The organism is Dietzia sp. (assembly GCF_036741115.1).
In the GTDB taxonomy this organism is placed as follows: domain Bacteria; phylum Actinomycetota; class Actinomycetes; order Mycobacteriales; family Mycobacteriaceae; genus Dietzia.
Genome location: NZ_DAINST010000055.1, coordinates 1 through 22016, shown reverse-complemented (window position 1 = coordinate 22016; position 22016 = coordinate 1). Strand labels below are relative to the sequence as shown.

Below are 22016 nucleotides of genomic sequence, written 5' to 3'. Positions count from 1 at the left end.
ACACGCGCAACATGGTCACCGGTGCCTCGACGGCCGACGTGGCGATCATCCTCGTCGACGCCCGCAAGGGTGTGCTCGAGCAGACCCGCCGCCACGCGTTCCTGTCCGCACTCCTGGGCATTCCGCGCCTGGTCGTGGCCGTGAACAAGATGGACCTGGTGGACTACGACGAGGCCACCTTCGAGGCCATCCGCACCGAGTTCACCGACTTCGCCGCCAAGCTCGAGGTCCACGACGTCACCTTCGTGCCGCTCTCGGCGCTCAGGGGCGACAATGTGGTGGACCGCTCGGACGCCATGCCCTGGTACACGGGCCCGGCGTTGCTCGACCATCTCGAGAACGTGCACATCGCCTCGGACCGGAACCTCACCGACGTCCGGTTCCCCGTGCAGTACGTGATCCGCCCGCAGCGGTCTGACGGCTTCGATCACCGCTCCTTTGCCGGCACCATCGCCGGCGGCGAGGTGAACGTGGGAGACGAGATCGTCGTCCTCCCCCGCGGGCAGAAGTCCGTCGTCACGAAGATCTGGGCCCCGGGCGGGCGAGAGCTCGAATCGGCGCGGGCCGGATCGGCGATCACCCTCGCCCTCGACGACGAGATCGACATTGTGCGCGGCGAAATGATCGCGCGCGCCGGGGCGCAGCCGCGCCGCGGTACCGAGTTCGAGGCCACGGTGTGCTGGTTCGCCGACGAGGACGTGCTCCAGTCGGGCCGCAGCTTCCACCTCAAGCAGACCACGCGCGAGACCCGCGCCGTGGTCACCGCGCTCGACTTCCGCCTCGACGTCAACACCCTGGCCAAGGACCACGCCGCCGATCAGCTCGCGCTCAACGAGATCGGGCAGGTGACGATCCGCTCGCAGGCTCCGCTCATGTACGACCCGTACCGCGAGAATCGCACGACCGGCGCGTTCATCCTCATCGACGAGGTCACGGGCAACACCGTCGGCGCGGGCATGATCGAGGGCCCGGGCACGAGCGAATCGGGCGTCGTGTGGCACGCCGGCGCGGTGTCCTCCGCGGACCGTGCCGCCGCCTTCGGCTCCGACGTCGTTCGCCGCACCATCTGGTTCACCGGGCTCTCGGGGTCGGGCAAGAGCTCGATCGCGGTGGAGCTCGAGAAGGCGCTCGTCGCTGCCGGGCTCAACGCCTACATCCTCGACGGCGACAACCTCCGCCACGGGCTCAATTCGGACCTCGGGTTCTCCGAGGCCGATCGCGACGAGAACGTGCGGCGCACGGCAGAGGTCGCGGCGCTGCTCACCGATGCCGGTGTCGTGGCGATCTGCGCGCTCATCTCGCCGATGCGCGCGCAGCGGGAGCTCGCCCGCGCAGCCCACGACCGGGTCGGCGTCGAGTTCATCGAGGTCTTCGTCGACACCCCGATCGAGGAGTGCGAGAACCGCGATCCCAAAGGCATGTACGCGAAGGCCCGCGCGGGCGAGATCGAGAACTTCACCGGTGTCTCCTCTCCCTACGAGGCTCCGGAGAACGCGGACCTGCGGATCACCCCCGAGGACGGAACGGCGGAGGAGGCGGCGGCTCTCATCGTGCAGCGCCTCTTCGGCTCGGACTCCTCGACCGTGATCTAGGTAGTCGACGTTGATCGAGATCCTGGGGAGCCAGGCGCCCGTCCTCCTGCTCGTCAGCCTGGCAATCGGTGTGGTCATCGGGCTGACGGGCATGGGCGGCGGCGCCCTCATGACGCCGGCGCTCGTGCTCCTCGGGATCCCGCCGACCACGGCGGTCGCGAACGACCTCGTGGTCAATGCGGCGAACAAGGTCGTGGGCGCCACCGTCCACTGGCGCCGCGGCAAGCCGAACATGAAGATCGCCTTCTGGCTGATCCTCGGCTCCGTGCCCTCGGCGTATTTCGGCGCGTGGCTCGTCCACGAATTGGGCGTCGACGACATCCAAGGCCTGCTCAAGTCGGCGATCGGCGTGACCCTTCTCATCGCCTCCTCCGCCTATATCCTCAGGGCGTTCCTCGAGCTGCGGGGGAAAATCTCCTCGGGCAGCGACGAGGACCCACCGACGCGGATCGTGCCCACGCTCCTCGTGGGGATCATCGGCGGCGTGATGGTCGGGGTGACCTCCGTGGGCTCCGGCACGCTCATCATGATGTGCATCATGCTGCTGTACCCGACGCTGGCGCCGCTGCGCCTCGTGGGGACGGACCTCGTCCAGGCGGTGCCGCTCGTGATCGCAGCCGCCATCGGCCACGTCACGACGACCGGGATCCAGTGGTCACTCGTGTGGCCGCTGCTCGTCGGCGGCACCATCGGCACGTTCTTCGGCGCGCGCCTCGCCCCGATGATCCCGTCCGGGCTGATCCGCCGCTCCATCGCGATCGTGCTCGCTCTCACGGGCATCGCGATGCTCGGCGCGCCGGCCGCAGCCCTCGGGATACTCGCCGCTGGGGCCGTGCTCCTCGGGCCGCTGGTGTGGGGCTGGATCCGGCATCTCACCGGGCATGACGCCTTTCCCGCCGTGCACCCCAGGGGCGCGGATCATCACGGCCGGGCGGAGACCGGAGTCCCGGGCGGGCGCGGCGGCGAGAGCGACGGCCCGGACCCCGACTTTGTGATCTAGCCGTTCCCGCCGTTCCGGTACCTAATCGGCACCGTGATCGGCTCCGGCAATGCGACGGCAGTAGCCGAGGTACTGGTCGACGATCTGCTCGGGAGAGAGTGGCCCATCGCTCCGGTACCAGCTCGCGATCGAGACGCACAGCGACGAGATCGCCCGGGCAGCGTGCTGCGGGGACGCGCAATCGAACGTCCCCTCGGCGACCCCGTCGGCTATGGCATCGGCGAGCATCGACTGCTCGATATCGCGGGAGCGGACGTGGGACTTGCGGAGCTCGGCGGGCATGCTGCGCATCTCGGTCGAGGCGACGAAGGCCTGCCGCCGGCGGGACATGTGGAACAGGCACAGCGCCTCGACAATGTTGTCGAAGCGGGCGGTGGGGGAGCCCCCGGCCTCTGCCGCGGCGACCCTGCTGTGTTCGAGAAGCTCGCCCATCGCGCGCGTGACCAGTGTCTCGAGCAGCGCATTCTTCGACGGGTAGTGGTGGTAGAGGCCCGGGACCGAGAGTCCGGCCGCGTCGGCGATCATGCGGATCGAGGTGCCGTGGTAGCCGTGCGCCGCGAATAGCTCCAGCGCGGCGCGCAAGGAGGCGTCGAGCCGGTCGTCGGAGAACTCCCTCCAGCGGCCCGGTGGTTCCTTGGCAGTCGACGAATCATGCGCCGTCCCTTGTGGATCGTTCCGCATTTCATCCCCTCACGTGCCGACAGCCGATTCATACGCAACATACGCAGTCGCTCTCACTCCCGCGTCCACAATTCTCGGTCCCGAAAACCCGCCTCGACGAAGTGACCCGTGCTTGACTTGAGGAGTGGCGCACGACACACTTTAGCTACCGAGCGATCGTTCGGTAGGTCTTCCCAGAATGAACGACCACGAAGGGACAGCGCAACATGTCGACAACCGACACCGAGCTCATCGACGTCGCCGTAGTCGGCGCACGGCTCGCCGAGGCCACGGGCGAGGAGGCCTGGCGGGACTTCTCCGCGAGCCTCATCGCGGGTGGGAAATCGAATCTCACCTTCGACCTGCGCAGCGCGGCGGGCGAGATGATCCTCCGCCGGCCGCCGACGGGAAAGCTCCTCCCCAGCGCCCACGACATGGCGAGAGAGGCCAAGATCCAGCGTGCCCTCGCAGACTCGACGGTCCCCGTCGCGCCGATCGTGTTGCTCGACGAGAGCGGGGACGATATCGGCGTTCCCTACTACGTGATGGAGAAAGTCGACGGCCTCGTGATCCGCGACGCCCTCCCCGAGGGTTACGCGGAGAGCGGCGAGCAGAAGACGGCGATGGCCGACGCCCTGGCGAGTACTCTCGCCGAAATCCATTCCGTCGACCCGGACGCGGTCGGTCTCGGTGAGCTCGGCAAACGCAGCGGCTACCTCGAGCGCCAGCTCCGCCGGTGGCTCGGCCAGTCGGAGAAGTCCGCGGAGCAGTTCGCCGACCCGAACATGCGCACCCTCCACGACTCCCTCGCCGCCTCGATGCCCGCCGAGCAGGCGGTGCGCATCACCCACGGCGACTTCCGTATGGACAACTCGATTTTCGCGCGCGAGGATCCGGGCACGATCCGCGCGGTCCTCGACTGGGAGCTCTCCACGCTCGGAGACCCGTCCGCAGACCTCGCACTCTCGCTTCTCTACTGGGGCGATCCGCAGTGGCCCGAGATCCCGCTCGTGCCGGGCATCACCAGGGGCGCCGGCTGGCCGGGAGCCGATCACTTCGCGCAGCGCTACGCCGAGCGCACCGGTACCGAGATCGACCACCTCGACTGGTATCTCGCGTTCTCCGTGTTCAAGTTCGCCGCCATCGCGCAGGGCGTGGGTACACGCGCCGCTGCCGGCGACATGGCGGGACAGGCCTTCGGCGATTTCGCGGAGCAGCTCCACGAACTCGTCGACCTCGGGCGCTCGTTCCTCTAGTGCCCGGGCCTCAGCTGCGACACATCCTCTATAGAAGTCGAAGAAAAGGACCAACATGTCGATCGACCCCCGCACAGGAGACACCTCCGGCAACCCCACCCCGATCCTCGAGCGCTTCTCGATGGAAGGGAAGGTCGTGCTCATCACCGGCGCTTCCTCCGGGCTCGGAGCGGGCTTCGCCCGTGCTCTGACGTCGGCCGGCGCGACAGCCGTTCTGGCCGCACGCCGCGCCGAACGGCTCGAGGCGCTCGCCGAGGAGCTCGGCGCCCGGGGCGCGACGGTGTCCACCGTCGCGTGCGATGTCGTGGACCCCGAGGCCTGCGCGAACGCCGTCGCGCACACCATCGAGCGCCACGGACGCCTCGACGTTCTCATCAACAACGCCGGCCTCGGCACGGCCGTTCCCGCGCTCAAGGAGAAGCCCGAGCAGTTCCGCTCGGTCGTCGACGTCAACCTCAACGGGGCGTACTGGATGGCGAAAGAATCCGCGGCCGTCATGGAACCGGGCTCGAGCATCGTCAACGTCGCGAGCGTCCTCGGACTCACCGCCGGCTTCGTCCCGCAGGCCGCGTACACGGCAACCAAGAGCGCCGTCATCGGGCTCACCCGCGACCTCGCCGCCCAGTGGGGATCGCGCCGCGGGATCCGGGTCAACTCGCTGTGCCCCGGCTATTTCCGCTCGGAGATGACCGACGAGATCCCCACCGACATCGTCGATCGGATCGTGAGCCGCTCCGCCCTCGGGCGACTCGGCCTCCAGCACGAGCTCGACGCCGCCGTCGTGTTCCTCGCTTCCGACGCTTCGGCGTTCGTCACGGGATCGAAGATCGTCGTCGACGGCGGGCTCACGCTCAACTAGAGCGCAGACACAGCAAGGGGGAGGCGCGGCCTCCGCCGTCATAGACAGAAGTAGAGAGCAAGTACGGCAACCGGAGCAAGAGAGCAAGAGGAAGGATCTGAGATGGATTTCTCACCGAGCCCTAAGACGGCGGAACTCACCGAGTCGATGTGGGAGTTCATGCTGGAGAAGGTGTTCCCCGCGGAGGCGGAATGGACGGCCTACCTGGCAGAGCACGGGGAGCACGCGCATCCACCGATCATGGAGGAGCTCAAGGAGGAGGCACGCCGGCGCGGCCTGTGGAACCTCTTCCTTCCCGCATGGTCGGGGGTGTCGAACCTTGAATACGCGCCCGTCGCGGAGATCTCGGGATGGTCGCCGGTCCTCGCGCCCGAGGCGATCAACTGCCAGGCGCCCGATACAGGCAACATGGAGACCCTCGAGAAGTTCGGCACTCCGGAGCAGCAGGAACGCTGGCTCGAGCCGCTCAAGAACGGGACGCTGCGCTCGGCCTACGCGATGACCGAGCCCGCGATCGCCTCCTCGGATGCGACGAACATCCAGACCTCGATCACCCGCGACGGCGACGAGTACGTCATCAACGGCCGCAAGTGGTGGATCACCGGCGTCGCCGACGAGCGCTGCGAGATCTTCATCGTCATGGGCCGCACGGACCCGGACGCGCCGACGCACCGGCAGCAGTCCATGGTGCTCGTCCCGCGCGACACCCCGGGGCTGACCATCGCGCGGCACCTGCCGATCTTCGGCTACCAGGACCAGCACGGCCACTCCGAACTCGTCTTCGACAACGTCCGAGTGCCGGCCGAGAACCTGCTCGGCGGGGAGGGCGCTGGCTTCGCCATCGCCCAGGCCCGGCTCGGACCGGGCCGCATCCACCACGCGATGCGCGCCATCGGCATGGCGGAGCGCGCGCTCGCGCTCATGGTCGACCGCGCCAAGAATCGTGATGCCTTCGGCAAGCCCCTCGCCGATCAGGGCGTCGTGCGTGAGCTCATCGCGAACTCGCGCATAGAGATCGACCAGGCGCGCCTCCAGGTCCTCCACTGCGCGTGGATGATCGACCAGTACGGGGCGAAGGACGCACGCTTCGAGATCTCGGCGATCAAGGTCATCGCGCCGCAGGTCGCGTGCGCGGTGATCGACCGGGCGATCGAGGTCTTCGGTGGCTCCGGCGTCTCCGACGACAACGTCCTCGCTTACTTCTACGCGTGGGCGCGCGTCCTCCGGATCGTCGACGGGCCCGACGCCGTCCACCGCGCGACCGTCGCGCGCGGCGAGCTCAAGAAGACGCCGCCGTACGTGGGCTGATCCCGCGCGCCTCGCCGCCGGCCTCCGGTTCGCTACCGTTCCCCGGCTCGCCGGAGAGCTCGGCGAGACGCGCGCACATCCGCTCGACCAGCGAGTGCCCGTGCGCATATGGCCGCGTGTAGTGCTCGGTATGCCAGCCGCCGTAGTACCTGTCGACGTCGCCGCGCAGCTGCAGGCCGCGGTCGAACAGCTCGCGCAGCCACCGCACCGGGTTGCCGTCGTAGAGCCCCTGTAGCTGGAAGGACTCCTCCGAAAGATGACGGCGGACGCCCTCGAAAGCCCCGCGCAGGCGCTTTTCGTCCATGTTGGTTCCGATATCCGCGGCCGTGCGCAGCATGGCATCGGGCTCGGCGGCGGTCGCCGCATCGCCCTCGGCGGCGCACCACACCGAGCGCTCGGGAATCGGCCCATGGTCCTCGCCGCAGAGGCCCCAGCCGCCGGGATCGACCGTGTCCGGGACAAACTCCCCGCGCGGGCGCCACGGATCGGAGACGAAACCCACGGCGCGGACCCGCGCGAGCAGGGCGGCGTCGCCCGAGGTGGCCGCCTGGTTCAACAGGTCGTGGACGATGCGATTGCCGCCGGAATAGGAGATGAGAATCAGTCCGCCGTCATCCAGCGAGATGCGCCGACGCAGATCGCCGAGCCCCTGCGCGGCGTTCTCCACCCACGAGCCCGAGCCTCCGACCCCGACCATCGCCGCGGGCCAGTCGACCCACTCGGCGGACGCGCCCGTGAGCCGCGAGAGCGTGCGGGCGGCCTGCACGGTGACCCCCGACTGTTCCGCGGCTGTGTCGATGCCATCGGCGATGAGAATGCGCATAGTCCCCAAAAGTAGCGATCCCGCGACAACGCCTGCTGAGAACGAGGACGGAAAGGGATGAGAAGGATGCGTGGGAGTTGCTATTGCGGGGGCGCGGGTGGGATAAGGAAGGAAGAAAGACTCAGCCGGCGCCCGGCGCTGCGACTCTTGCCGAGCGCGCGACGGGACGCCACCCGCGAAGAGCCGGACAACCAAGCTAGGGGACCGAAATGTCGAGGCCGAATGACGACCAGTACCGCGCGTGGAGCGACGGCGCCGATCCCACGCGCGAGTTCCGCGCAGCCGACGCGCAGGGGCAGGGTTACCCGCAGAGCTATGGGCAGGGCCAGGAATACTCGCAGGGCTACGGCCAGAACTACGGACAGAGCCAGGGCTACGGCCAGAGTTCCGCACAGAACTACGAGCAGCCGTACCGCGAGCCGGAGCGCGCCCCGCGCGAGCGCCGGACGGCCTCGCTCTCCGAGCTGTTCAACCTCTCGTCGCTGTGGATCGAGCTCGTGATCGTCGCGATCGTCGCCGGCGTGCTCTACGGGATGATCGTCTGGGTCTTCGACCTCCTCGCCACGCGGCTGTCCGATGCCGTGAACGGCGAGTACCTCACGCTCGGAGATCCGCTCGACTACACGGTGCGCGGCATCGTGCTCGGCGTGCTCGTCCTCGTGGCAGGGGCGGTGATGATGATCCTCCACGCGGCGGTCAACAATCCGGCGCAGCTATTCCAACTGCTCTTCGTTGTGGTCGCACTGTGGGCCGTGATCCTGCTGCTCACTATGCCGCTGTGGCATTCGATCCCCGAGGTCATCCTCCTGCTCATCGGCGCCGCGATCATCTGGGGCATCGTCCCGATGCGCGTGGGCGCGTACCGGACGAACGTCCCTCGGCTTCGCTGAAGCGGCGCCCCGACCGGCGGCAGGCTGCTCGCCGACTGCCTGCCTAGCGGGGCCCGACCGCCCGCCGAACCGGTCCCGAACCGCGCCGGCGCCCGAAGGCCCGTGGACTAGGATGGGCCCATGAGCACCACGAATGCAGCATCGAGCGACGCCGGTCCACAGTTCTCCCGCGAGGAAGACCAGGCGCTCGCCGAGCAGCTCGCCGTCGAGGCGGGTTGGCTGCTCCTCGACGTCCGCGAATCGGGTGAGGCCCAGGGGCGCGCGCTCGGCGATCTCGGCGACAGCCGCTCCGACGCGTTCGTTCTCGGCCGGCTGGCCGAGCTGCGCCCCGGCGACGCCGTGCTCAGCGAGGAATCCCCGGACATCTCGGCTCGCTCCACCGCCGAGCGCGTGTGGATCATCGATCCGGTCGACGGCACCCGCGAGTTCTCGAGCCCGGGGCGCGCAGACTGGGCTGTGCACGTCGCGCTGTGGTTCCGCGACGGCGACCCGGCGCGCGCGAACCTCGACGTCTCGGCAGTCTCGCTCCCCGCGCTGGGCACCGTTATCGGCACGGGCGGCGCCACTTCGTTCGCCGGGGAATCCCAGCCGCTCGCCCCTGCCGCAGGCGCGGGTGGTGGTCCGGGTGCACCGGCCCTGCTGCCCCAAGCCGGTGACGACGCACGTCCCCGCATCCTTGCCTCCGGTTCGCGTCCACCGCGATTCCTGCCGTCCGCCGTCAGGCGCATGGGCGGTTCCCTCCACGCACTCGGCTCCGCGGGGGCGAAGGCGATGGCCGTGGTCCGCGGGGAGGCCGAGGCGTACGTGCACGCCGGAGGGCAATTCCAGTGGGACTCGGCGGCGCCCGCGGGCGTGGCGCTCGCGCACGGGCTCGTCGCGTGCAGGATCGACGGCTCGCCGCTCGAATACAACGTTGCGGACACGTACCTCCCGGACCTGGTGATCTGCCGGCCGGAGATCGCGGACGATCTGCTCGCCGCGATTGCGGAGGCCCGCGCCAAATGAGCTGGATGAGCCGGACGAGCCGAACGACAGGAGGACGGCGATGAGCATTGATCTCGAGCCGAGGGACAGGGCAGCCCACGCGGACGGCGCGGACGACGAGGGCGACGGCAGGCTGCGCCCGCTTCGCCGGGGACGCACCCACGAGGTGCTCAACCAGTCTTCGCCGCGCGAGGGCATCGACGAGTTCGCCGAGAATGTCGCGCTCCGCGAGGCCGTCGCAGAGTTCACTCCCGGCGCCGACCTGGGGAAATTGGGCCGAATCGGCCGCCACGTGGGTACGGCCGAGTACCAGCACGACGCCGAGACCGCGAACACCCAGACGCCCGTGCACCACCCGTTCGACCGCTGGGGCAACCGGGTGGACGAGGTCGAGTTCCACCCGGCCTATCACCGGATCATGGGCTTCTCGATCGGCGAGGGGCTCCACACGAGCGCGTGGGCAGCACCCGGCCCGGGCGCGAACGCGCAGCGCGCCGCTGGCTTCTACCTCGTGGGCCAGATCGAGGCCGGGCACAGCTGCCCGGTGTCGATGACCCACGCAATCGTCCCTTCGCTGCGCCTCGAGCCGACGCTCGCCGCGCAGTGGGAGCCGAAGCTCCTGTCCACCTCCTACGATCCCGAGCTGCGCGATCCCGCGTCGAAGGACGGGCTGATCGTGGGCATGGCGATGACCGAGAAGCAGGGTGGCTCCGACGTCCGCGCGAACACCACGACCGCCGAGCCCGTCCCCGGGGCCGGGGAGGGGGTCTATGCGCTGCGCGGGCACAAGTGGTTCTGCTCGGCGCCGCAGTCCGATGCCTTCCTCGTTCTCGCCCGCGCCCCCGAGGGGATCACGTGCTTCTGGCTGCCGCGGGTCCTCCCCGGCGGCGAGCGCAACGCCTTCGAGATCCAGCGGCTCAAGGACAAGCTGGGCAACAAATCGAACGCCTCGAGCGAGGTCGAGTTCGACGGCGCGCTGGCCTGGCGTGTGGGCGAACCGGGCCGCGGTGTGCGGACGATCATCGAAATGGTCGGGCGCACCCGTCTCGACTGCGTGATCGGGGCGGCGGCCGGGATGCGGCAGGGCGTCGCCGAGGCTGTGTGGCACGCACGGCACCGTTCGGTGTTCGGCGCCCGGCTCGTCGACCAGCCCGCGATGCGCGGAGTGCTCGCGGACCTGCAGCTCGAGTCCGAGGCCGCGACGTGGACGGCGCTGGCGCTCGCCGCCGCGCACGACGATCCGGACCGCGCCGCGTTCCGTCGGCTGGCGACGGCGGTGTCGAAGTACTGGATCTGCAAGCGCGGACCGAACCACGCCTACGAGTCCCTGGAATGCCTGGGCGGGAACGGCTACACCGAGGGCTTCCCTCTCGCCCGGCGCTACAGGGAGCAGCCGGTGCTCGCCGTGTGGGAGGGCTCGGGCAACGTGATCGCACTCGACGTGCTCCGCGCGCTCGCGCGCGAACCGGAATCGGCGGAGGCCTTCGAGGCGGAGCTGGCGGCGCAGTCCGGCGTCAACAGTGATTTCGACGCGCATCTCGAGACGATCCGCGCCCGCCTCGCCGAGGCGCGGCGCGATCCCGCGGGGGCCGCGGCCGGCGCGAGGCCGCTCGTCGAGGCGCTCGCGCTCGGGCTGCAGGGCGCGGTGCTCCTGCGCTCGGCGCCGGCGGAGGTCGCCGAGTCGTTCTGCCTCGCGCGGCTCGGGGCCGATCGGGGTCTCGAGTACGGCGCGCTGCCGCGCGGTGTCGCGGTGGATGAGCTCGCCGCTCGGGCCTAGCGGGCACCAGGTTGCGGATCTTGCTCGGCCGGCACTCCGAGCTCAAGCCAAATCCAGCCTGGGCTGGATCTCGACGAGAACCTGGCCCGGGCCCGGCGCCGCACCCACCCACTACCCTGTAACCATGCGTCTTCTCGTCACCGGCGGCGCCGGGTTCATCGGCTCGAACTTCGTCCACCTCACGGAGCGGACGCGTCCGGACGCACGAATCACGGTCGTCGACGCCTTCACCTACGCCGCCAACGAGGCGAGCCTCGAGGGGGCGGCGGCCACGATCGTCCGCGGCGACATCGCCGATGCCGCGCTCCTCGACGAGCTGCTCGCGGACTTCGGGCCGGACGACGCGATCGTGCACTTCGCCGCGGAGAGCCACAACGACAACTCGATCGCCGGACCCAGCCCATTCATCGACACGAACATCCGAGGCACGTTCGAGCTGCTCGAGGCCGCGCGCCGTCACGACATCCGTTTCCATCACATCTCCACCGACGAGGTCTACGGCGACCTGCCGCTCGGCACCCCGGAGCGCTTCATCGAGGCGACGCCGTACCACCCGTCGAGCCCTTATTCGGCGAGCAAAGCCGGCGCCGACATGCTCGTCCGCGCGTGGATCCGCACGTACGGGCTGCGCGCGACCCTCTCGAATTGCTCGAACAACTACGGTCCGCGCCAGCACGTGGAGAAGTTCATCCCCCGCCAGATCACCACCCTGGATGACGGCGGACGTCCGCGCCTCTACGGGACCGGCGACAACGTTCGCGACTGGATCCACGTCGACGACCACAACGAGGCGGTGTGGGCGATACTCGAGCGCGGCCGCCTGGGCGAGACCTACCTCGTCGGCGCCGACGGGGAGGCCTCGAACCGCGAGATCGTCCGGCTCCTCTGCGAGATCATGGGCCACGATCCGGACGCCGTCGATTTCGTCACCGACCGCCCCGGGCACGACCGGCGGTACGCGATCGACGCGGGCAAGCTGCAGGCCGAGCTCGGCTGGGAGCCGCGGTACACCGACCTCCGCGCGGGCCTCGAGCAGACCGTGGACTGGTACCGCAAGCACCGGGAATGGTGGGAGCCGTCCAAGGGCGTCGTCGAGGAGAAATACGCGAAGATCGAGGAGGTGCTCGAGCGATGAGAGGCATCATTCTCGCCGGCGGCTCCGGCTCGCGTCTGCGCCCGCTCACCGCGGCCGTGTCCAAGCAGCTCATGCCGGTGTTCGACAAGCCGATGATCTACTACCCGCTCACCACGCTCATGCTCGCGGGCATCCGGGACATCCTCGTGATCTGCGCCCCGGACGACCGGCTGCAGTTCGAGCGGCTCCTCGGCGACGGCTCGCAGTTCGGCATTTCGCTCACCTACCGCACCCAGGAGCGGCCGGACGGGCTCGCGCAGGCCTTCGTGCTCGGCGCCGAGCACATCGGCTTCGAGCCGGTCGCGCTCGTCCTCGGGGACAACATCTTCTACGGCCCCCGCATGGGCACGCAGTTGCGCCGCTTCGCCGACGTCGACGGCGGCGCCGTCTTCGCCTACCGGGTCGCCAATCCCTCCGACTACGGGGTCATCGATTTCGACTCCGAGGGCAAGGCGACCTCCATCGAGGAGAAGCCGGAGCGTCCGCGCTCGAACTTCGCCGTACCCGGCCTCTACTTCTATAGCGCCGACGTCGTGGAGATCGCGCGCGGGCTGCGCCCCTCGGCGCGCGGGGAATACGAGATCTCCGACGTCAACCAGGAGTACCTGTCGCAGGGCCGGCTCGCGGTCGAGGTACTGCCGCGCGGCACGGCGTGGCTCGACACCGGCACGCACACCTCGCTGCTCGACGCGGGCAACTACGTGCGCACCATCGAGGAGCGCCAGGGGCTCAAGATCGGCGCGCCGGAGGAGGTCGCGTGGCGCATGGGCTTTATCGACGACGAGGCGCTCGATCGAGCCGCCGAGCCGCAGCTCAAGTCCGGATACGGCGCCTACCTGCGAGATCTCCTTGCCAGAGAGCGGGAGATCGGTGGATAGAGGCCGCGCGGGCGGGCCGGGGTCGCCGCCCGGCTCTGGCGCTCCATCTCCTATGACGGCGGACTCGCCGCGTCTCCCAGGCCGCCGCATTCTCGTCGCGGGCGGGCACGGTCAGCTCGGCCGGTGGCTCTCGGCTCGGGGCCGGGCGCCGGTGTGCGAGGTCCTCGCCCCGGGGCGCGCGGACCTCGACCTGCGCGATCCCGCAGTGGTCCTCGCCGCCCTGCGCGAGCGGCGCCCCTCCGCCGTGATCAACGCCGCCGCACACACCGCCGTCGACGCCGCGGAGGACGGCGGCGAAGGAGAGGCCGCCGCGTTCTCTATCAACGTAGAGGGCGCCCGGAACCTCGCCGCGGCGTGCGCCGCCGAGTCGATCCCGCTGCTACACGTGTCCACGGACTACGTGTCGGGCGCGGTCGCGGGAGAGATCGCCGAGCCCGGCTTCGCGCCGGCGCTCGCGGCGACGCCCCCCGAGGAGTTCGATCTCTCCGGACTGCCGGCAGGGACCGCCGGCGTCTACGCGCGGAGCAAATGGGAGGGCGAGAAAGCGGTGCGAACGGCGCACCCGGGCGCCGCGATCGTCCGCACGGCGTGGGTGTACACCGGACCCGCGCGGGGTGCGCTGGGCCTGGCGGGGAGCGATTTCGTGGCCACGATGCTGCGGCTGGAGGCCGAGCGCGAGACGGTCGACGTGGTCTCGGACCAGTGGGGGAGCCCCACGTTCGCCGGCGATCTCGCCGACGGCCTGCTCGCCGCCGCGCTGCGCCTCGCCGACGGGGACGGCGCTCTCGAGGGGGCCGTATTCAATGCGGCCGGGGCGGGCCGGGCGACGTGGTTCGACGTGGCCGCCGAGGTGTTCGCGCTCGCCGGCGCGGACCGCGAGCGGGTGCGCCCCGTGGGCACCGAGGATTTCCCGCGCCCCGCGCCGCGGCCGCCGTTCTCGGTTCTGTCCGGCGACGAGTGGCGGCGGGCGGGCCTGCCTGCGCTCCCCGGCTGGCGGGACGCGATGCGCCGGGCCTTCCTCGCCGCGCGATGAGTGGCCGGCGCGGCTCACCGCACGGCGGCGCCGCAGGCGGCAGCGCCCGCAGCGGCAACCGCCACCGAGTCCGCCGCTGGGCGGCGAGCCTTTCCGCGCTGGCGCTGGTCGTGGTTCTCGCGTGGGTCGGCCTCGGCGCGTGGTTCCTCTCCGCTCGCCACCGCTCCGAGCCCACACCGTCCGACGTAATCGTGCTCCTCGCAGGCGCCGACGACGGCCGCCACGCGCTCGCCCGCGAGCTCTTCGCATCAGGCATCGCGCCGCGCCTGTTCGTCTCGAACCCGCTGGGCGCGGAGGAACCCAAGGCGACGGCGCTGTGTCGGCTGCCGAATGCCACGTGCTTCGAGCCCGTCCCGCACACCACGGCGGGGGAGGCCGAGTACATCCGCGGAGCGGCGGAGGAAGCCGAGAGCCGTGGGGTCGGGTGGACGCGGATCTCCGTCGTCACAAATAGGCCCCACGCCGCGCGGGCCGGCGCGTACTTCCGGCGCTGCCTCGCCGGGGCCGGGAGGGGAGGCGCGGACGTCGAGGTGCGCGTCGTCGCGATCGACTCGGTGGACGTGCCGCGGCTGCCCATCCACGTCGCGCGGGAGGCCGCGGGCTTCGCCAAGGCCGCCGTGCAGGGCGGCCCCTGCTAGCGCGAACCGTGGGAAGCTACGCCCTGCGCAGCATCTCGCGCATCGCGGACGGCGCGGCGATCGGCGCGGGCACGTCCCATTCGAACGGGTTGTGGTGCACCCCAGACAGGCTCGCCCGGCCGGTCCGCGCGGCGATCATGCACTCGGCGCCGAAGTGGCGGCGCACGGAAGACGGAAGCGTGGAGAGCGCGGCGAGCGAGATCTGCGCGAGCTCGGGATCGGTCTCGGCGAGGAGGATCTGCGCGTAGGCGCGGGCGAGCGCGGTGGTGCGGAGCCCGTGGACGCGCGAGCGCATGAACGAGTTGAGGTCGAGCAGGGTGGTCGCGGGCTCGCAGACCCCGGCGAGCCGCGCGACCGGCGCCCAGTCGGCGACGGCCGCCTCGGCCTCGCCCAGGTCCAGCGGCCGCGTGGAGTGCGAGCGGTTCGCGCCGAGCACGGCCCACAGGCGCGACTGGTGCGCCCACGCGAGGATGTCGCGGTCCGCGCCCCAGTAGTACGAGCCGGTCTCGTCGTAGCCCACGGCATCGGCGCGGAGGTCGAAATCGCGGGAGATCGCGACGACGCCATCGTCGATGGGGCCGTTGACGATCACGTGGTGGAGCTGCGCGGACGCCTGCACCGCGCCCCAGGGGTCGTCGGAAAATCCGGACGCCTCGACGACCGCGGCGCAGCGTGGGTCGAGGATGCGTAGGAGGAGGCCGGAGAGCTCACCGACCAGTGCCGACGGGTCCGCGTGGAGCCTGCGGGCGGGGTGGCCCTTGGGGAACCAGCGGCGCCCCGGCACGAGCCGGACGGGCACCTCGGGAGCGTCCGCGTTCGCCGCGAACGGGGCGCCGCGCTCGGCTGCCCGCTCGTCCATGCCATCACGCACGCTGAATACCCCGTTGAATACCCAATGTCTTACCTCGCCCTGCGATTGTTCCGGCCCGAGAGTAATCCACCCCGGTTCTGCTCGGGTAAATGGCGGGTCGACACGACCCACGGACTCCTTTGTAGCGTGCACCGGTAGCGTGGGCGCTACACGACACGTCGTTTCGAGCGGGCCCGTCGGCCCGTTCCCCGGAAGGAGTACACATGCGCGAGTTCAACGGGATCGAAGAGATTGAGGCTGCCCTGGGCGAGGAGCTCGGCACCTCCGACTGGATCGAGATCACGCAGGAGGACGTCAACAAGTTCGCGGACGCCACCGGCGATCACCAGTGGATCCACGTCGATCCCGAGAAGGCCAAGGACGGCCCCTTCGGCCAGACCATTGTCCACGGCTTCCTCACACTCTCCCTCATCCCGCGCATCGGCTGGGAGGTGTACACCGTCAACGGCATGGCGATGCTCATCAACTACGGCCTCGGCAAGGTGCGCTTCCCCTCGGTCGTGCCCGTCGGTTCGAAGGTCCGCGGCAGCGTCAAGCTCGATTCCCTCGAGAAGAAGTCCTCGGGCTACCAGCTCACCTCAACCGTCACCATCGAGATCGAGGGCGGCGAGCGCCCCGCGTGCGTCGCCGAGTCGATCATGGTCATGGTCCCGGCTCAGTAGTCCCGGCTCGGTTGCCCGTTCCTCCCGCACGGCTCGGGACGAACGAGCATCTCGTATGACGGCGAAGGCGCGGATCCCCCTCGGGGTCCGCGCCTGCGGTGTATCGGGTGTTACTCCGGCCCTCCTCGAGGGCCCCGGCGACCAGGCTGCACGAGGGCTTCGGTGCGGGTCCGTGCACTCGCCCGGCGCGGCTCGATTAGCCTCGTGGGCATGACGAGCATGACATCACTGCAGGAGTTCCTCCAGAACACCGGCCGCACCCTCGACCGCGTCGCGGTCGACACGGTCGCGGGTTCGCCGATCTCGATCGACCCCGTCTCGCCGTGGCAGCCCGTCGGCGCCCCGCTCGAGACCGAGCAGCAGCGGATCCTCGCGTACCCCGAAGGGGCGCGGGAGATCACGATCGACGGCAAGTCGCAGCCGGTCACGCCGAACCTCATGGTGCTCGTCTCCGCGGTCACGCCCGCGGCGGACCCGGCCGAGTTCGTGGACCTCGTCGTCGACACCTCCGCGGCGCTGCAGGGCTGGACCACGGAGGAGGACCTCGCGGGCGAATCGGACACGGAGGCGCAGAGCTCCGGCGAGCCGAGGACGCCCGTCGTCTACCGCTACCTCGCGGGCCGCTACAACGCGGAGGTCGGCGAGACGAAGACCTCCTCAATGCTCGCCGGCTGGAATTCCGGCGACACCACGTACGTGTTCCAGGCCGTGGCCACCACCTTCGAGGGCTCCGAGGACCACCACGAGTCCGCGCTGGAATCCGTGCGCATCGGGGAGTGGACGCTCCCGCAGCTCATCACCGCAATGCGGGGCTAGCGGCATGGCGCGGATCGAAACCACCGACCTCCACATTCCCGGCGCCTGGGAGCTCTTCCCACGGATCTTCGACGACGACCGCGGCATTTTCCTCGAGGCGTTCTCCGCCCCGGAGCTCGAGGCCGCCATCGGGATCGACTTCCACGTGGCCCAGGCGAACCTCTCGGTATCTTCCGAGGGCGCGCTGCGCGGGCTCCATTTCGCCGATGTCCCCGTGGGCCAGGCGAAGGTGGTCTCCGCCGTCACGGGCACGGTCCTCGACGTGATCGTCGACATCCGGACCGGCTCGCCGACCTTCGGGGACCACGTGGCGGTGACCCTCGACTCGGTGCGCCGGAACTCGGTGTACGTGGCGGAGGGGCTGGCGCACGGGTTCCTCGCGCTCGAGCCGGCCTGCGCCGTGTCCTATCTGGTCTCGAGTCCTTACACGCCGGGCGCCGAGCACGGGATCTCGCCGTTCGACGAGACGATCGGCGTCGACTGGCCGGCGATGGCGCTCGACGGCACGGTGCTCGACTACGTGCTCAGCGAGAAGGACCGGGAGGCGCCCAGCCTCGCGGAGCTCGAATCCGCCGGGGCGCTACCGCGGTGGGAGGACTGCCGTACGTACCTGCCCGGCGGGAGAGGGTAGCCGCGCCCCGGAATTCCTTGCGGACCTCGGCGCACGTATTCTTGGCGGCATGAGCGAGAACCGAAATGAGCACGTGTCCGGAAACGCGGCGGGGGAGTCCCCGAAGGGGCGCCTTGCCGGGAACCTCGTGCTCTTCACCCTCGCGCGCATCGCGATCGTGCTCGTGCTCATCGCGATCATCGAAGGGATCGGCTACCTCGTGCTCGGCAGCCCGGTGCCGCTCCTCGTCGCCGCGCTCATCGCCATCGTCCTCGCGCTGCCCATCTCGATGTTCGTGCTGCGGGGCTGGACTCGGCGGATCAACGAGGACATCGCGACCGTCGACGAGACGCGCCGCACCAAGAAGGAAAACCTCCGCAAGCGGATGTCGGAGTAGCCGAAAGGCCCGAAGTCGGCCCGTGAATCCGGGCCGCGCGGCGTTGGATCGCGTCGGGGCTAGTTCGCGTTCGGGAACAGCGCCTCGAGCGAAGAGCGCGGGTCCGTGGGAACCTGCGAGGAGATCGGCGCCGGTCGCGTCTCCGGAGCCTCCGTGCCGGTGATGTCCTGGGCGGGAGTCTCTCCGACGCCGCTCGGCGAGGCCTGCGCGGGCTCCTCCGCAGGCGAACCATCGGCGGAGCCGGTCGGCATCGGGGACGCCGTCGGCGGCTCGGTGTCCGGGTAGATCGGCGTGATCGGCGCGGTGGGAACCGTGATGGGCTGCGACGGGGAGGTCGGCTGCGTAGTCGTGGTGCCGCCCTCTCCGCCGTTCTCGCTCGGCTGGCCCGGGGTTGTCGGCTGCGTCGTGGTGCCGCCGTTGCCCGGCTCCGTGGTAGTGCCGCCGGTACTTGGCTCGGTGGTGGTACCGCCGGTACCGCCCTGACCATTGCCCGGCTGATTGCCGTTCTCGCCGTTGCCATCCTGGCCGTTGCCCGGCTGGTTTCCGACCTGGCCATTGCCGTTCTGGTCGCCCGTGCCATCGTGCGTCGGCGAGCCCGCGTTGGCTGCCCCGAAGTTGTCCGTGGGCTGGGGGTTCTGGCCGAGTCCGCCGGTGGTGCCCGAGGTGTTGCCGTTGCCCATCCCGGTGGAGCGGTTTCCTCCGCCCTCGGCGAGGAGCTGGCTGCCATCGGGCACGCGCTGCGCGGTCTGCATGCCGGCGTCGGGCGTCGGGCTGGTCGACGACTCCTGGGGCTTGGACTTTCCGGAATCGGATTCGACGAACACCGCTCCCGGCGCCGGCTGCACGCCGCTGTAGTAGCGCTGCAGGCAGTAGTCCGAAAAGTCCACCGAGCCGTCGGTGAAATCGGTCTGACCGGCGTATCCATCTCCCTCCGCCTCGGTGGCGCAGCGCGCGATGTAGCGGCCGTCCTTGCGGGGCTGGGTGGTGGATCCGGCATCGGTGGTCTGCTGGCCGGTCTCCGCAGAATCGCTCGTCGGGATCGTCAGCACCACGTTGTCGGAATTCGAGCACGCAGCAGCGAACACCGCGGCAGAGCCGAGTGCAGCGCTGGAGAGCAGGATCCGACGAAAGTTCATAACGATATTGTTGCAAGTTTGAAACGAATGGTCCACCCGACGTGACCTAACACCGCCCCTTGCCCGGCGAGTATTTGGCCAACCGTGGCCTGGAGCTGCGGGTTTCGGCGTGCTGTCGACATGATTGTCGTTCGTCACTCTACTCCCGTTACTCGTGGCGCGACTATGCGGCGAGCCTCGCCGCCTGCCGGCCCCTCCTTCTTTTGCCCATGACGGCGAATCCCGCATTCCCATCGGGCATTCGGAACCGATGTTGCTGGAAGAACTTGAGCGACCCATGGGGAGATTGATGACAAATGAGACTTCTGTGACTAATGTTGCGCTCAGTTCGGGCGCCGCGGCGCCGAGGAGCCACTCGAATACCTCGAAGTCGAAAAGGAACGCACATGCGCGGTCGAAGCACCACCCGTCTCAGCACTGCCCTCGTGGGCGCGGCCGCCTCGGTCGCGCTCGTCGCCGGCGTCGGATTCGTCGCCACCTCGGACAATTCGACCGGGGATCGCTCCTCCGGGGAGATCGGCCTGGTCCAGGCCGATGCAGGCACCGGGGGTGCCGCACAGGCTCCCGGCCTCATCAAGGGGGAGCCGGTCGAGATCGACCTCAAGGAGCTCGTCGAGAAGAAGAGCGGCAAGACGATCCCCGAGGGGACCACCCTCAAGCTCTCCGGGCTGCCCGACGGCCTCAAGCAGGAGGACTGGAAGATTGTCGGTACGCCTACTCGCGACGGACTCTTCAACGTCGGCGTCGAGGTGACCACCGCTAAGGGTGAGACCACCAAGGAAGAGGTCGAGATCCGCGTCAATGCCGCCGATGGCAAGAGCGCGACGGGCACCGAGGCCCCCGCAACGACGACCGAGGAGTCGGGCGCGGAGGCGACCGGTGCGGACGAGACCGGCACGGAGAAGTCCGGCGACGAGTCGAATTCGGAGACGACCTCGGCGGACAAGACGTCCGAGTCCGGCACCGAGACCAGCGCCGGCACGACGACCACGAGCGGCGACTCGGAGACCACGACCTCCGAGGTGCCCACCGGCACCGGCGAATCGCAGGCGAAGGGCGAGAGCGGAACCAGCAGCCCCTCGGCTTCGACGCCGTCTACGACCGCCACGGGCGACAAGGGCACCAAGATCGACCTCAACGATCCCGGTGCCGCCCCCGGCTCCCTCGTCGACGGGATGAAGGGTGGCGACCTCCTCACCGGCTCGCTGGGCAAGCGCGACAGCGGCAACTCGGGCGCCGATGCCGGCACCGGCACCGGCACCGGCGCGACCTGCGATACCACCGACCTCACCGCCGGCCTCGAGAAGCTCCTCCCGAGCATCGTGGGCGAGGGCAACGAGTCCGGGATGATCACCTCGATCATCTCCTCGGTGCTCGGCTCGCTCCTGCCGACCATGCTCGATTCCGCTTCGGCGGGCGGCGGCTCCGCATGCGACCTGGGGCAGGCGGCCGGTTCTGTCATCGACAACGCGCCCGAGATTCAGCAGGGCCTCCAGCAGGGTGCCGCAACCGCCCGCGGCGGAGCGGCGACGGACGGTGCCGCGACGGGCGCCACCACCGGCGCCGCGAACGGGGTCGATACGGCTCAGCTCGCCCAGCTCTTCCAGCTGGCCCAGACGATCATGGCGAAGACCGGGAACTAATCGCCCGCTGCTTTCGGTTCAGGTGCCCTCCGCACACACTTCGGTGTGGGGCGGAGGGCATCACCATATGGTGTGCCCGCGCCGGGAGGAGTTGGCGCGGGCACCTTCCATTCACCAAGAATTAATCTTGGTTCACTCCATAGTGTCGTGCGGCGTTGTTGCAGCTCAAAGGCGCCGTCGTGCCGTAAGTGTCTGAAAAATCTAGTTTTGCGCGTCCTTGTGCGAGCCGGCGTCGGGTGATGGTCCTCTCATTGTTTTTGGCTAGCCCTCAGCTGGGAATAGTCTGGCCTCAGCATTCGGCAGCGCCTCACATCCCTTTCGAGGTGCCGAATGGGACAGATCGAGACACTCCAGAGACATCCGAAAGGACCGCCACATGCGCATCACCCTCCGCCGCGCCGGCCTCGTCGCCGCAGCCTCCGCCGCCGTCGCCCTCGGTGCGGCCCCCCTCGCCGCCGCCCAGTCGGCCGAGCTCCCCACCTCCGGCACGGGCGAGCAAGCCGGTTCGGCCCAGAGCGTCCTCCCCGGCGCCGATCAGAAGTGCGAGCTCCCGGGCCTCGGTGGCTCCCTCGACGCGATCCTCCCGTACCTCGGCCTCTCCCTCCCGTCCTCGGTCACCGGTTCCCTCACCTCCGGGCTCGACGAGGTCGAGAATCCGCTCGCGGCCGCAGGCTTTGAGGTCTCGGACCTCGGCGCCGGTTCGCTCGAGGGCCCCCTCTGCACCGTGATCTTCGGCGGCAAGATGGTCGACGCCCCCGAGACGACGGAGGAGACCTCCGCCGCCACGACCACCACCGAGGCCGAGGACCAGGGTGCCGACACCGCCTCGAGCTTGCTCGACTCCGGTTCGGCGGCCGTCTCGTCGTCCGTTCCCACCACGACGGAACCCACGACCACCGCCGACGCCGGCGAGTAGTCCCCTGCGCCGGCTCGACCGGTGCTTTTTATCGGCTGTTTCTCGCCGAGGTGCGGACGCCGCCCCACCCGTTTGGACGGGTGGGGCGGCGTTTGTCGTTTCGGGATTCAGCTCGAGTTAATGGGGTTGGTG

At 69.7% G+C, this 22016-nt stretch carries 22 protein-coding genes; 18 read left to right on the top strand and 4 right to left on the bottom strand.

What is annotated here, in order from left to right:
- Both cysC and V7E05_RS09680 read left to right on the top strand, forming a co-directional pair.
- On the top strand, positions 1–1592 hold a 1592-nt coding region (cysC, locus tag V7E05_RS09685; protein WP_333619453.1), incomplete at its 5' end, for an adenylyl-sulfate kinase.
- A 10-nt stretch (positions 1593–1602) separates the two neighbouring features.
- Positions 1603–2592, top strand: a complete 990-nt coding sequence (locus tag V7E05_RS09680; RefSeq protein ID WP_333619452.1) for a sulfite exporter TauE/SafE family protein — start codon at positions 1603–1605, stop codon at positions 2590–2592.
- 21 nt (positions 2593–2613) lie between these two features.
- Here V7E05_RS09680 and V7E05_RS09675 read toward each other — a convergent pair whose 3' ends face one another.
- Positions 2614–3273, bottom strand: coding sequence for a TetR/AcrR family transcriptional regulator (locus V7E05_RS09675; RefSeq protein ID WP_333619451.1), 660 nt, complete (start codon positions 3271–3273; stop codon positions 2614–2616).
- A gap of 206 nt (positions 3274–3479) precedes the next feature.
- On the opposite strand from V7E05_RS09675, the gene V7E05_RS09670 reads away from it, so the two are divergent.
- The 3 genes from V7E05_RS09670 to V7E05_RS09660 all read left to right on the top strand — a co-directional run bounded on the left by V7E05_RS09670 (position 3480) and on the right by V7E05_RS09660 (position 6675).
- Entirely contained in the window at positions 3480–4508 is a 1029-nt protein-coding gene (locus V7E05_RS09670) for a phosphotransferase family protein (protein WP_333619450.1), read from the top strand.
- Positions 4509–4563: 55 nt separating this feature from the next.
- On the top strand, positions 4564–5367 hold the full coding sequence (locus tag V7E05_RS09665; protein WP_333619449.1) for an SDR family NAD(P)-dependent oxidoreductase: 804 nt from the start codon (positions 4564–4566) through the stop codon (positions 5365–5367).
- A gap of 102 nt (positions 5368–5469) precedes the next feature.
- Positions 5470–6675 carry an acyl-CoA dehydrogenase family protein gene (locus V7E05_RS09660; protein WP_333619448.1) on the top strand — a complete coding sequence of 402 codons (1206 nt, stop codon included), beginning with the start codon at positions 5470–5472 and terminating at the stop codon, positions 6673–6675.
- Here V7E05_RS09660 and V7E05_RS09655 read toward each other — a convergent pair.
- Complete coding sequence (locus V7E05_RS09655) at positions 6647–7498, bottom strand: hypothetical protein (protein ID WP_333619447.1); 852 nt, start codon at positions 7496–7498, stop codon at positions 6647–6649. The two genes, V7E05_RS09660 and V7E05_RS09655, sit on opposite strands and share 29 nt — an antisense overlap.
- A 209-nt stretch (positions 7499–7707) precedes the next feature.
- On the opposite strand from V7E05_RS09655, the gene V7E05_RS09650 reads away from it, so the two are divergent.
- The 7 genes from V7E05_RS09650 (at position 7708) to V7E05_RS09620 (ending at position 14833) form a co-directional block, all read left to right on the top strand.
- Complete coding sequence (locus V7E05_RS09650; RefSeq protein WP_333619446.1) at positions 7708–8388, top strand: hypothetical protein; 681 nt, start codon at positions 7708–7710, stop codon at positions 8386–8388.
- Positions 8389–8508: 120 nt separating this feature from the next.
- Positions 8509–9393 (top strand): 3'(2'),5'-bisphosphate nucleotidase CysQ, encoded by an 885-nt coding sequence (locus V7E05_RS09645; RefSeq protein WP_333619445.1) that lies wholly within the window; start codon positions 8509–8511, stop codon positions 9391–9393.
- A 40-nt stretch (positions 9394–9433) separates the two neighbouring features.
- On the top strand, positions 9434–11149 hold the full coding sequence (locus V7E05_RS09640; protein ID WP_333619444.1) for an acyl-CoA dehydrogenase family protein: 1716 nt from the start codon (positions 9434–9436) through the stop codon (positions 11147–11149).
- A 124-nt stretch (positions 11150–11273) separates the two neighbouring features.
- A complete protein-coding gene (gene rfbB / locus V7E05_RS09635) occupies positions 11274–12284 on the top strand; it encodes a dTDP-glucose 4,6-dehydratase (RefSeq protein WP_333619443.1) in 1011 nt (336 codons plus the stop codon).
- Complete coding sequence (rfbA, locus tag V7E05_RS09630; protein ID WP_333619442.1) at positions 12281–13162, top strand: glucose-1-phosphate thymidylyltransferase RfbA; 882 nt, start codon at positions 12281–12283, stop codon at positions 13160–13162. Before rfbB ends, rfbA begins: the two co-directional genes overlap by 4 nt.
- A gap of 52 nt (positions 13163–13214) precedes the next feature.
- On the top strand, positions 13215–14195 hold the full coding sequence (rfbD, locus tag V7E05_RS09625; protein WP_333619441.1) for a dTDP-4-dehydrorhamnose reductase: 981 nt from the start codon (positions 13215–13217) through the stop codon (positions 14193–14195).
- On the top strand, positions 14192–14833 hold the full coding sequence (locus V7E05_RS09620; protein ID WP_333619440.1) for a YdcF family protein: 642 nt from the start codon (positions 14192–14194) through the stop codon (positions 14831–14833). The genes rfbD and V7E05_RS09620 overlap by 4 nt, the downstream gene beginning before the upstream one ends.
- 16 nt (positions 14834–14849) lie before the next feature.
- Here V7E05_RS09620 and V7E05_RS09615 read toward each other — a convergent pair whose 3' ends face one another.
- Complete coding sequence (locus tag V7E05_RS09615; RefSeq protein ID WP_333619439.1) at positions 14850–15704, bottom strand: oxygenase MpaB family protein; 855 nt, start codon at positions 15702–15704, stop codon at positions 14850–14852.
- A 203-nt stretch (positions 15705–15907) separates the two neighbouring features.
- On the opposite strand from V7E05_RS09615, the gene V7E05_RS09610 reads away from it, so the two are divergent.
- The 4 genes from V7E05_RS09610 (at position 15908) to V7E05_RS09595 (ending at position 18189) form a co-directional block, all read left to right on the top strand.
- On the top strand, positions 15908–16366 hold the full coding sequence (locus V7E05_RS09610; RefSeq protein WP_333619438.1) for a MaoC family dehydratase: 459 nt from the start codon (positions 15908–15910) through the stop codon (positions 16364–16366).
- Positions 16367–16576: 210 nt separating this feature from the next.
- Positions 16577–17182 (top strand): hypothetical protein, encoded by a 606-nt coding sequence (locus V7E05_RS09605; protein WP_333619437.1) that lies wholly within the window; start codon positions 16577–16579, stop codon positions 17180–17182.
- Between the two features lie 4 nt (positions 17183–17186).
- Positions 17187–17813: a dTDP-4-dehydrorhamnose 3,5-epimerase family protein gene (locus V7E05_RS09600; RefSeq protein WP_333619436.1), complete on the top strand. Its 627-nt coding sequence runs from the start codon at positions 17187–17189 to the stop codon at positions 17811–17813.
- A gap of 49 nt (positions 17814–17862) precedes the next feature.
- Entirely contained in the window at positions 17863–18189 is a 327-nt protein-coding gene (locus V7E05_RS09595) for a DUF4229 domain-containing protein (protein WP_333619435.1), read from the top strand.
- 59 nt (positions 18190–18248) lie between these two features.
- Here the strand turns inward: V7E05_RS09595 and V7E05_RS09590 are convergent, their stop codons facing one another.
- Complete coding sequence (locus V7E05_RS09590; RefSeq protein WP_333619434.1) at positions 18249–19325, bottom strand: hypothetical protein; 1077 nt, start codon at positions 19323–19325, stop codon at positions 18249–18251.
- Positions 19326–19711: 386 nt separating this feature from the next.
- Between V7E05_RS09590 and V7E05_RS09585 the strand changes: the two genes are divergently transcribed.
- A complete protein-coding gene (locus V7E05_RS09585) occupies positions 19712–20968 on the top strand; it encodes a hypothetical protein (RefSeq protein WP_333619433.1) in 1257 nt (418 codons plus the stop codon).
- Between the two features lie 376 nt (positions 20969–21344).
- Positions 21345–21884 (top strand): hypothetical protein, encoded by a 540-nt coding sequence (locus tag V7E05_RS09580; protein WP_333619432.1) that lies wholly within the window; start codon positions 21345–21347, stop codon positions 21882–21884.
- Positions 21885–22016: the final 132 nt, after the last annotated feature.

What these genes read in the sequence shown, in the direction of transcription:
- V7E05_RS09675 (WP_333619451.1), bottom strand. Translation starts at nt 3,273, where the DNA reads ATGCGGAACGATCCACAAGGGACGGCGCATGATTCGTCGACTGCCAAG.
- V7E05_RS09670 (WP_333619450.1), top strand. Translation starts at nt 3,480, where the DNA reads ATGTCGACAACCGACACCGAGCTCATCGACGTCGCCGTAGTCGGCGCA.
- V7E05_RS09665 (WP_333619449.1), top strand. Translation starts at nt 4,564, where the DNA reads ATGTCGATCGACCCCCGCACAGGAGACACCTCCGGCAACCCCACCCCG.
- V7E05_RS09660 (WP_333619448.1), top strand. Translation starts at nt 5,470, where the DNA reads ATGGATTTCTCACCGAGCCCTAAGACGGCGGAACTCACCGAGTCGATG.
- V7E05_RS09655 (WP_333619447.1), bottom strand. Translation starts at nt 7,498, where the DNA reads ATGCGCATTCTCATCGCCGATGGCATCGACACAGCCGCGGAACAGTCG.
- V7E05_RS09650 (WP_333619446.1), top strand. Translation starts at nt 7,708, where the DNA reads ATGTCGAGGCCGAATGACGACCAGTACCGCGCGTGGAGCGACGGCGCC.
- V7E05_RS09645 (WP_333619445.1), top strand. Translation starts at nt 8,509, where the DNA reads ATGAGCACCACGAATGCAGCATCGAGCGACGCCGGTCCACAGTTCTCC.
- V7E05_RS09640 (WP_333619444.1), top strand. Translation starts at nt 9,434, where the DNA reads ATGAGCATTGATCTCGAGCCGAGGGACAGGGCAGCCCACGCGGACGGC.
- rfbB (WP_333619443.1), top strand. Translation starts at nt 11,274, where the DNA reads ATGCGTCTTCTCGTCACCGGCGGCGCCGGGTTCATCGGCTCGAACTTC.
- rfbA (WP_333619442.1), top strand. Translation starts at nt 12,281, where the DNA reads ATGAGAGGCATCATTCTCGCCGGCGGCTCCGGCTCGCGTCTGCGCCCG.
- rfbD (WP_333619441.1), top strand. Translation starts at nt 13,215, where the DNA reads ATGACGGCGGACTCGCCGCGTCTCCCAGGCCGCCGCATTCTCGTCGCG.
- V7E05_RS09620 (WP_333619440.1), top strand. Translation starts at nt 14,192, where the DNA reads ATGAGTGGCCGGCGCGGCTCACCGCACGGCGGCGCCGCAGGCGGCAGC.
- V7E05_RS09610 (WP_333619438.1), top strand. Translation starts at nt 15,908, where the DNA reads ATGCGCGAGTTCAACGGGATCGAAGAGATTGAGGCTGCCCTGGGCGAG.
- V7E05_RS09605 (WP_333619437.1), top strand. Translation starts at nt 16,577, where the DNA reads ATGACGAGCATGACATCACTGCAGGAGTTCCTCCAGAACACCGGCCGC.
- V7E05_RS09600 (WP_333619436.1), top strand. Translation starts at nt 17,187, where the DNA reads ATGGCGCGGATCGAAACCACCGACCTCCACATTCCCGGCGCCTGGGAG.
- V7E05_RS09595 (WP_333619435.1), top strand. Translation starts at nt 17,863, where the DNA reads ATGAGCGAGAACCGAAATGAGCACGTGTCCGGAAACGCGGCGGGGGAG.
- V7E05_RS09590 (WP_333619434.1), bottom strand. Translation starts at nt 19,325, where the DNA reads ATGAACTTTCGTCGGATCCTGCTCTCCAGCGCTGCACTCGGCTCTGCC.
- V7E05_RS09585 (WP_333619433.1), top strand. Translation starts at nt 19,712, where the DNA reads ATGCGCGGTCGAAGCACCACCCGTCTCAGCACTGCCCTCGTGGGCGCG.
- V7E05_RS09580 (WP_333619432.1), top strand. Translation starts at nt 21,345, where the DNA reads ATGCGCATCACCCTCCGCCGCGCCGGCCTCGTCGCCGCAGCCTCCGCC.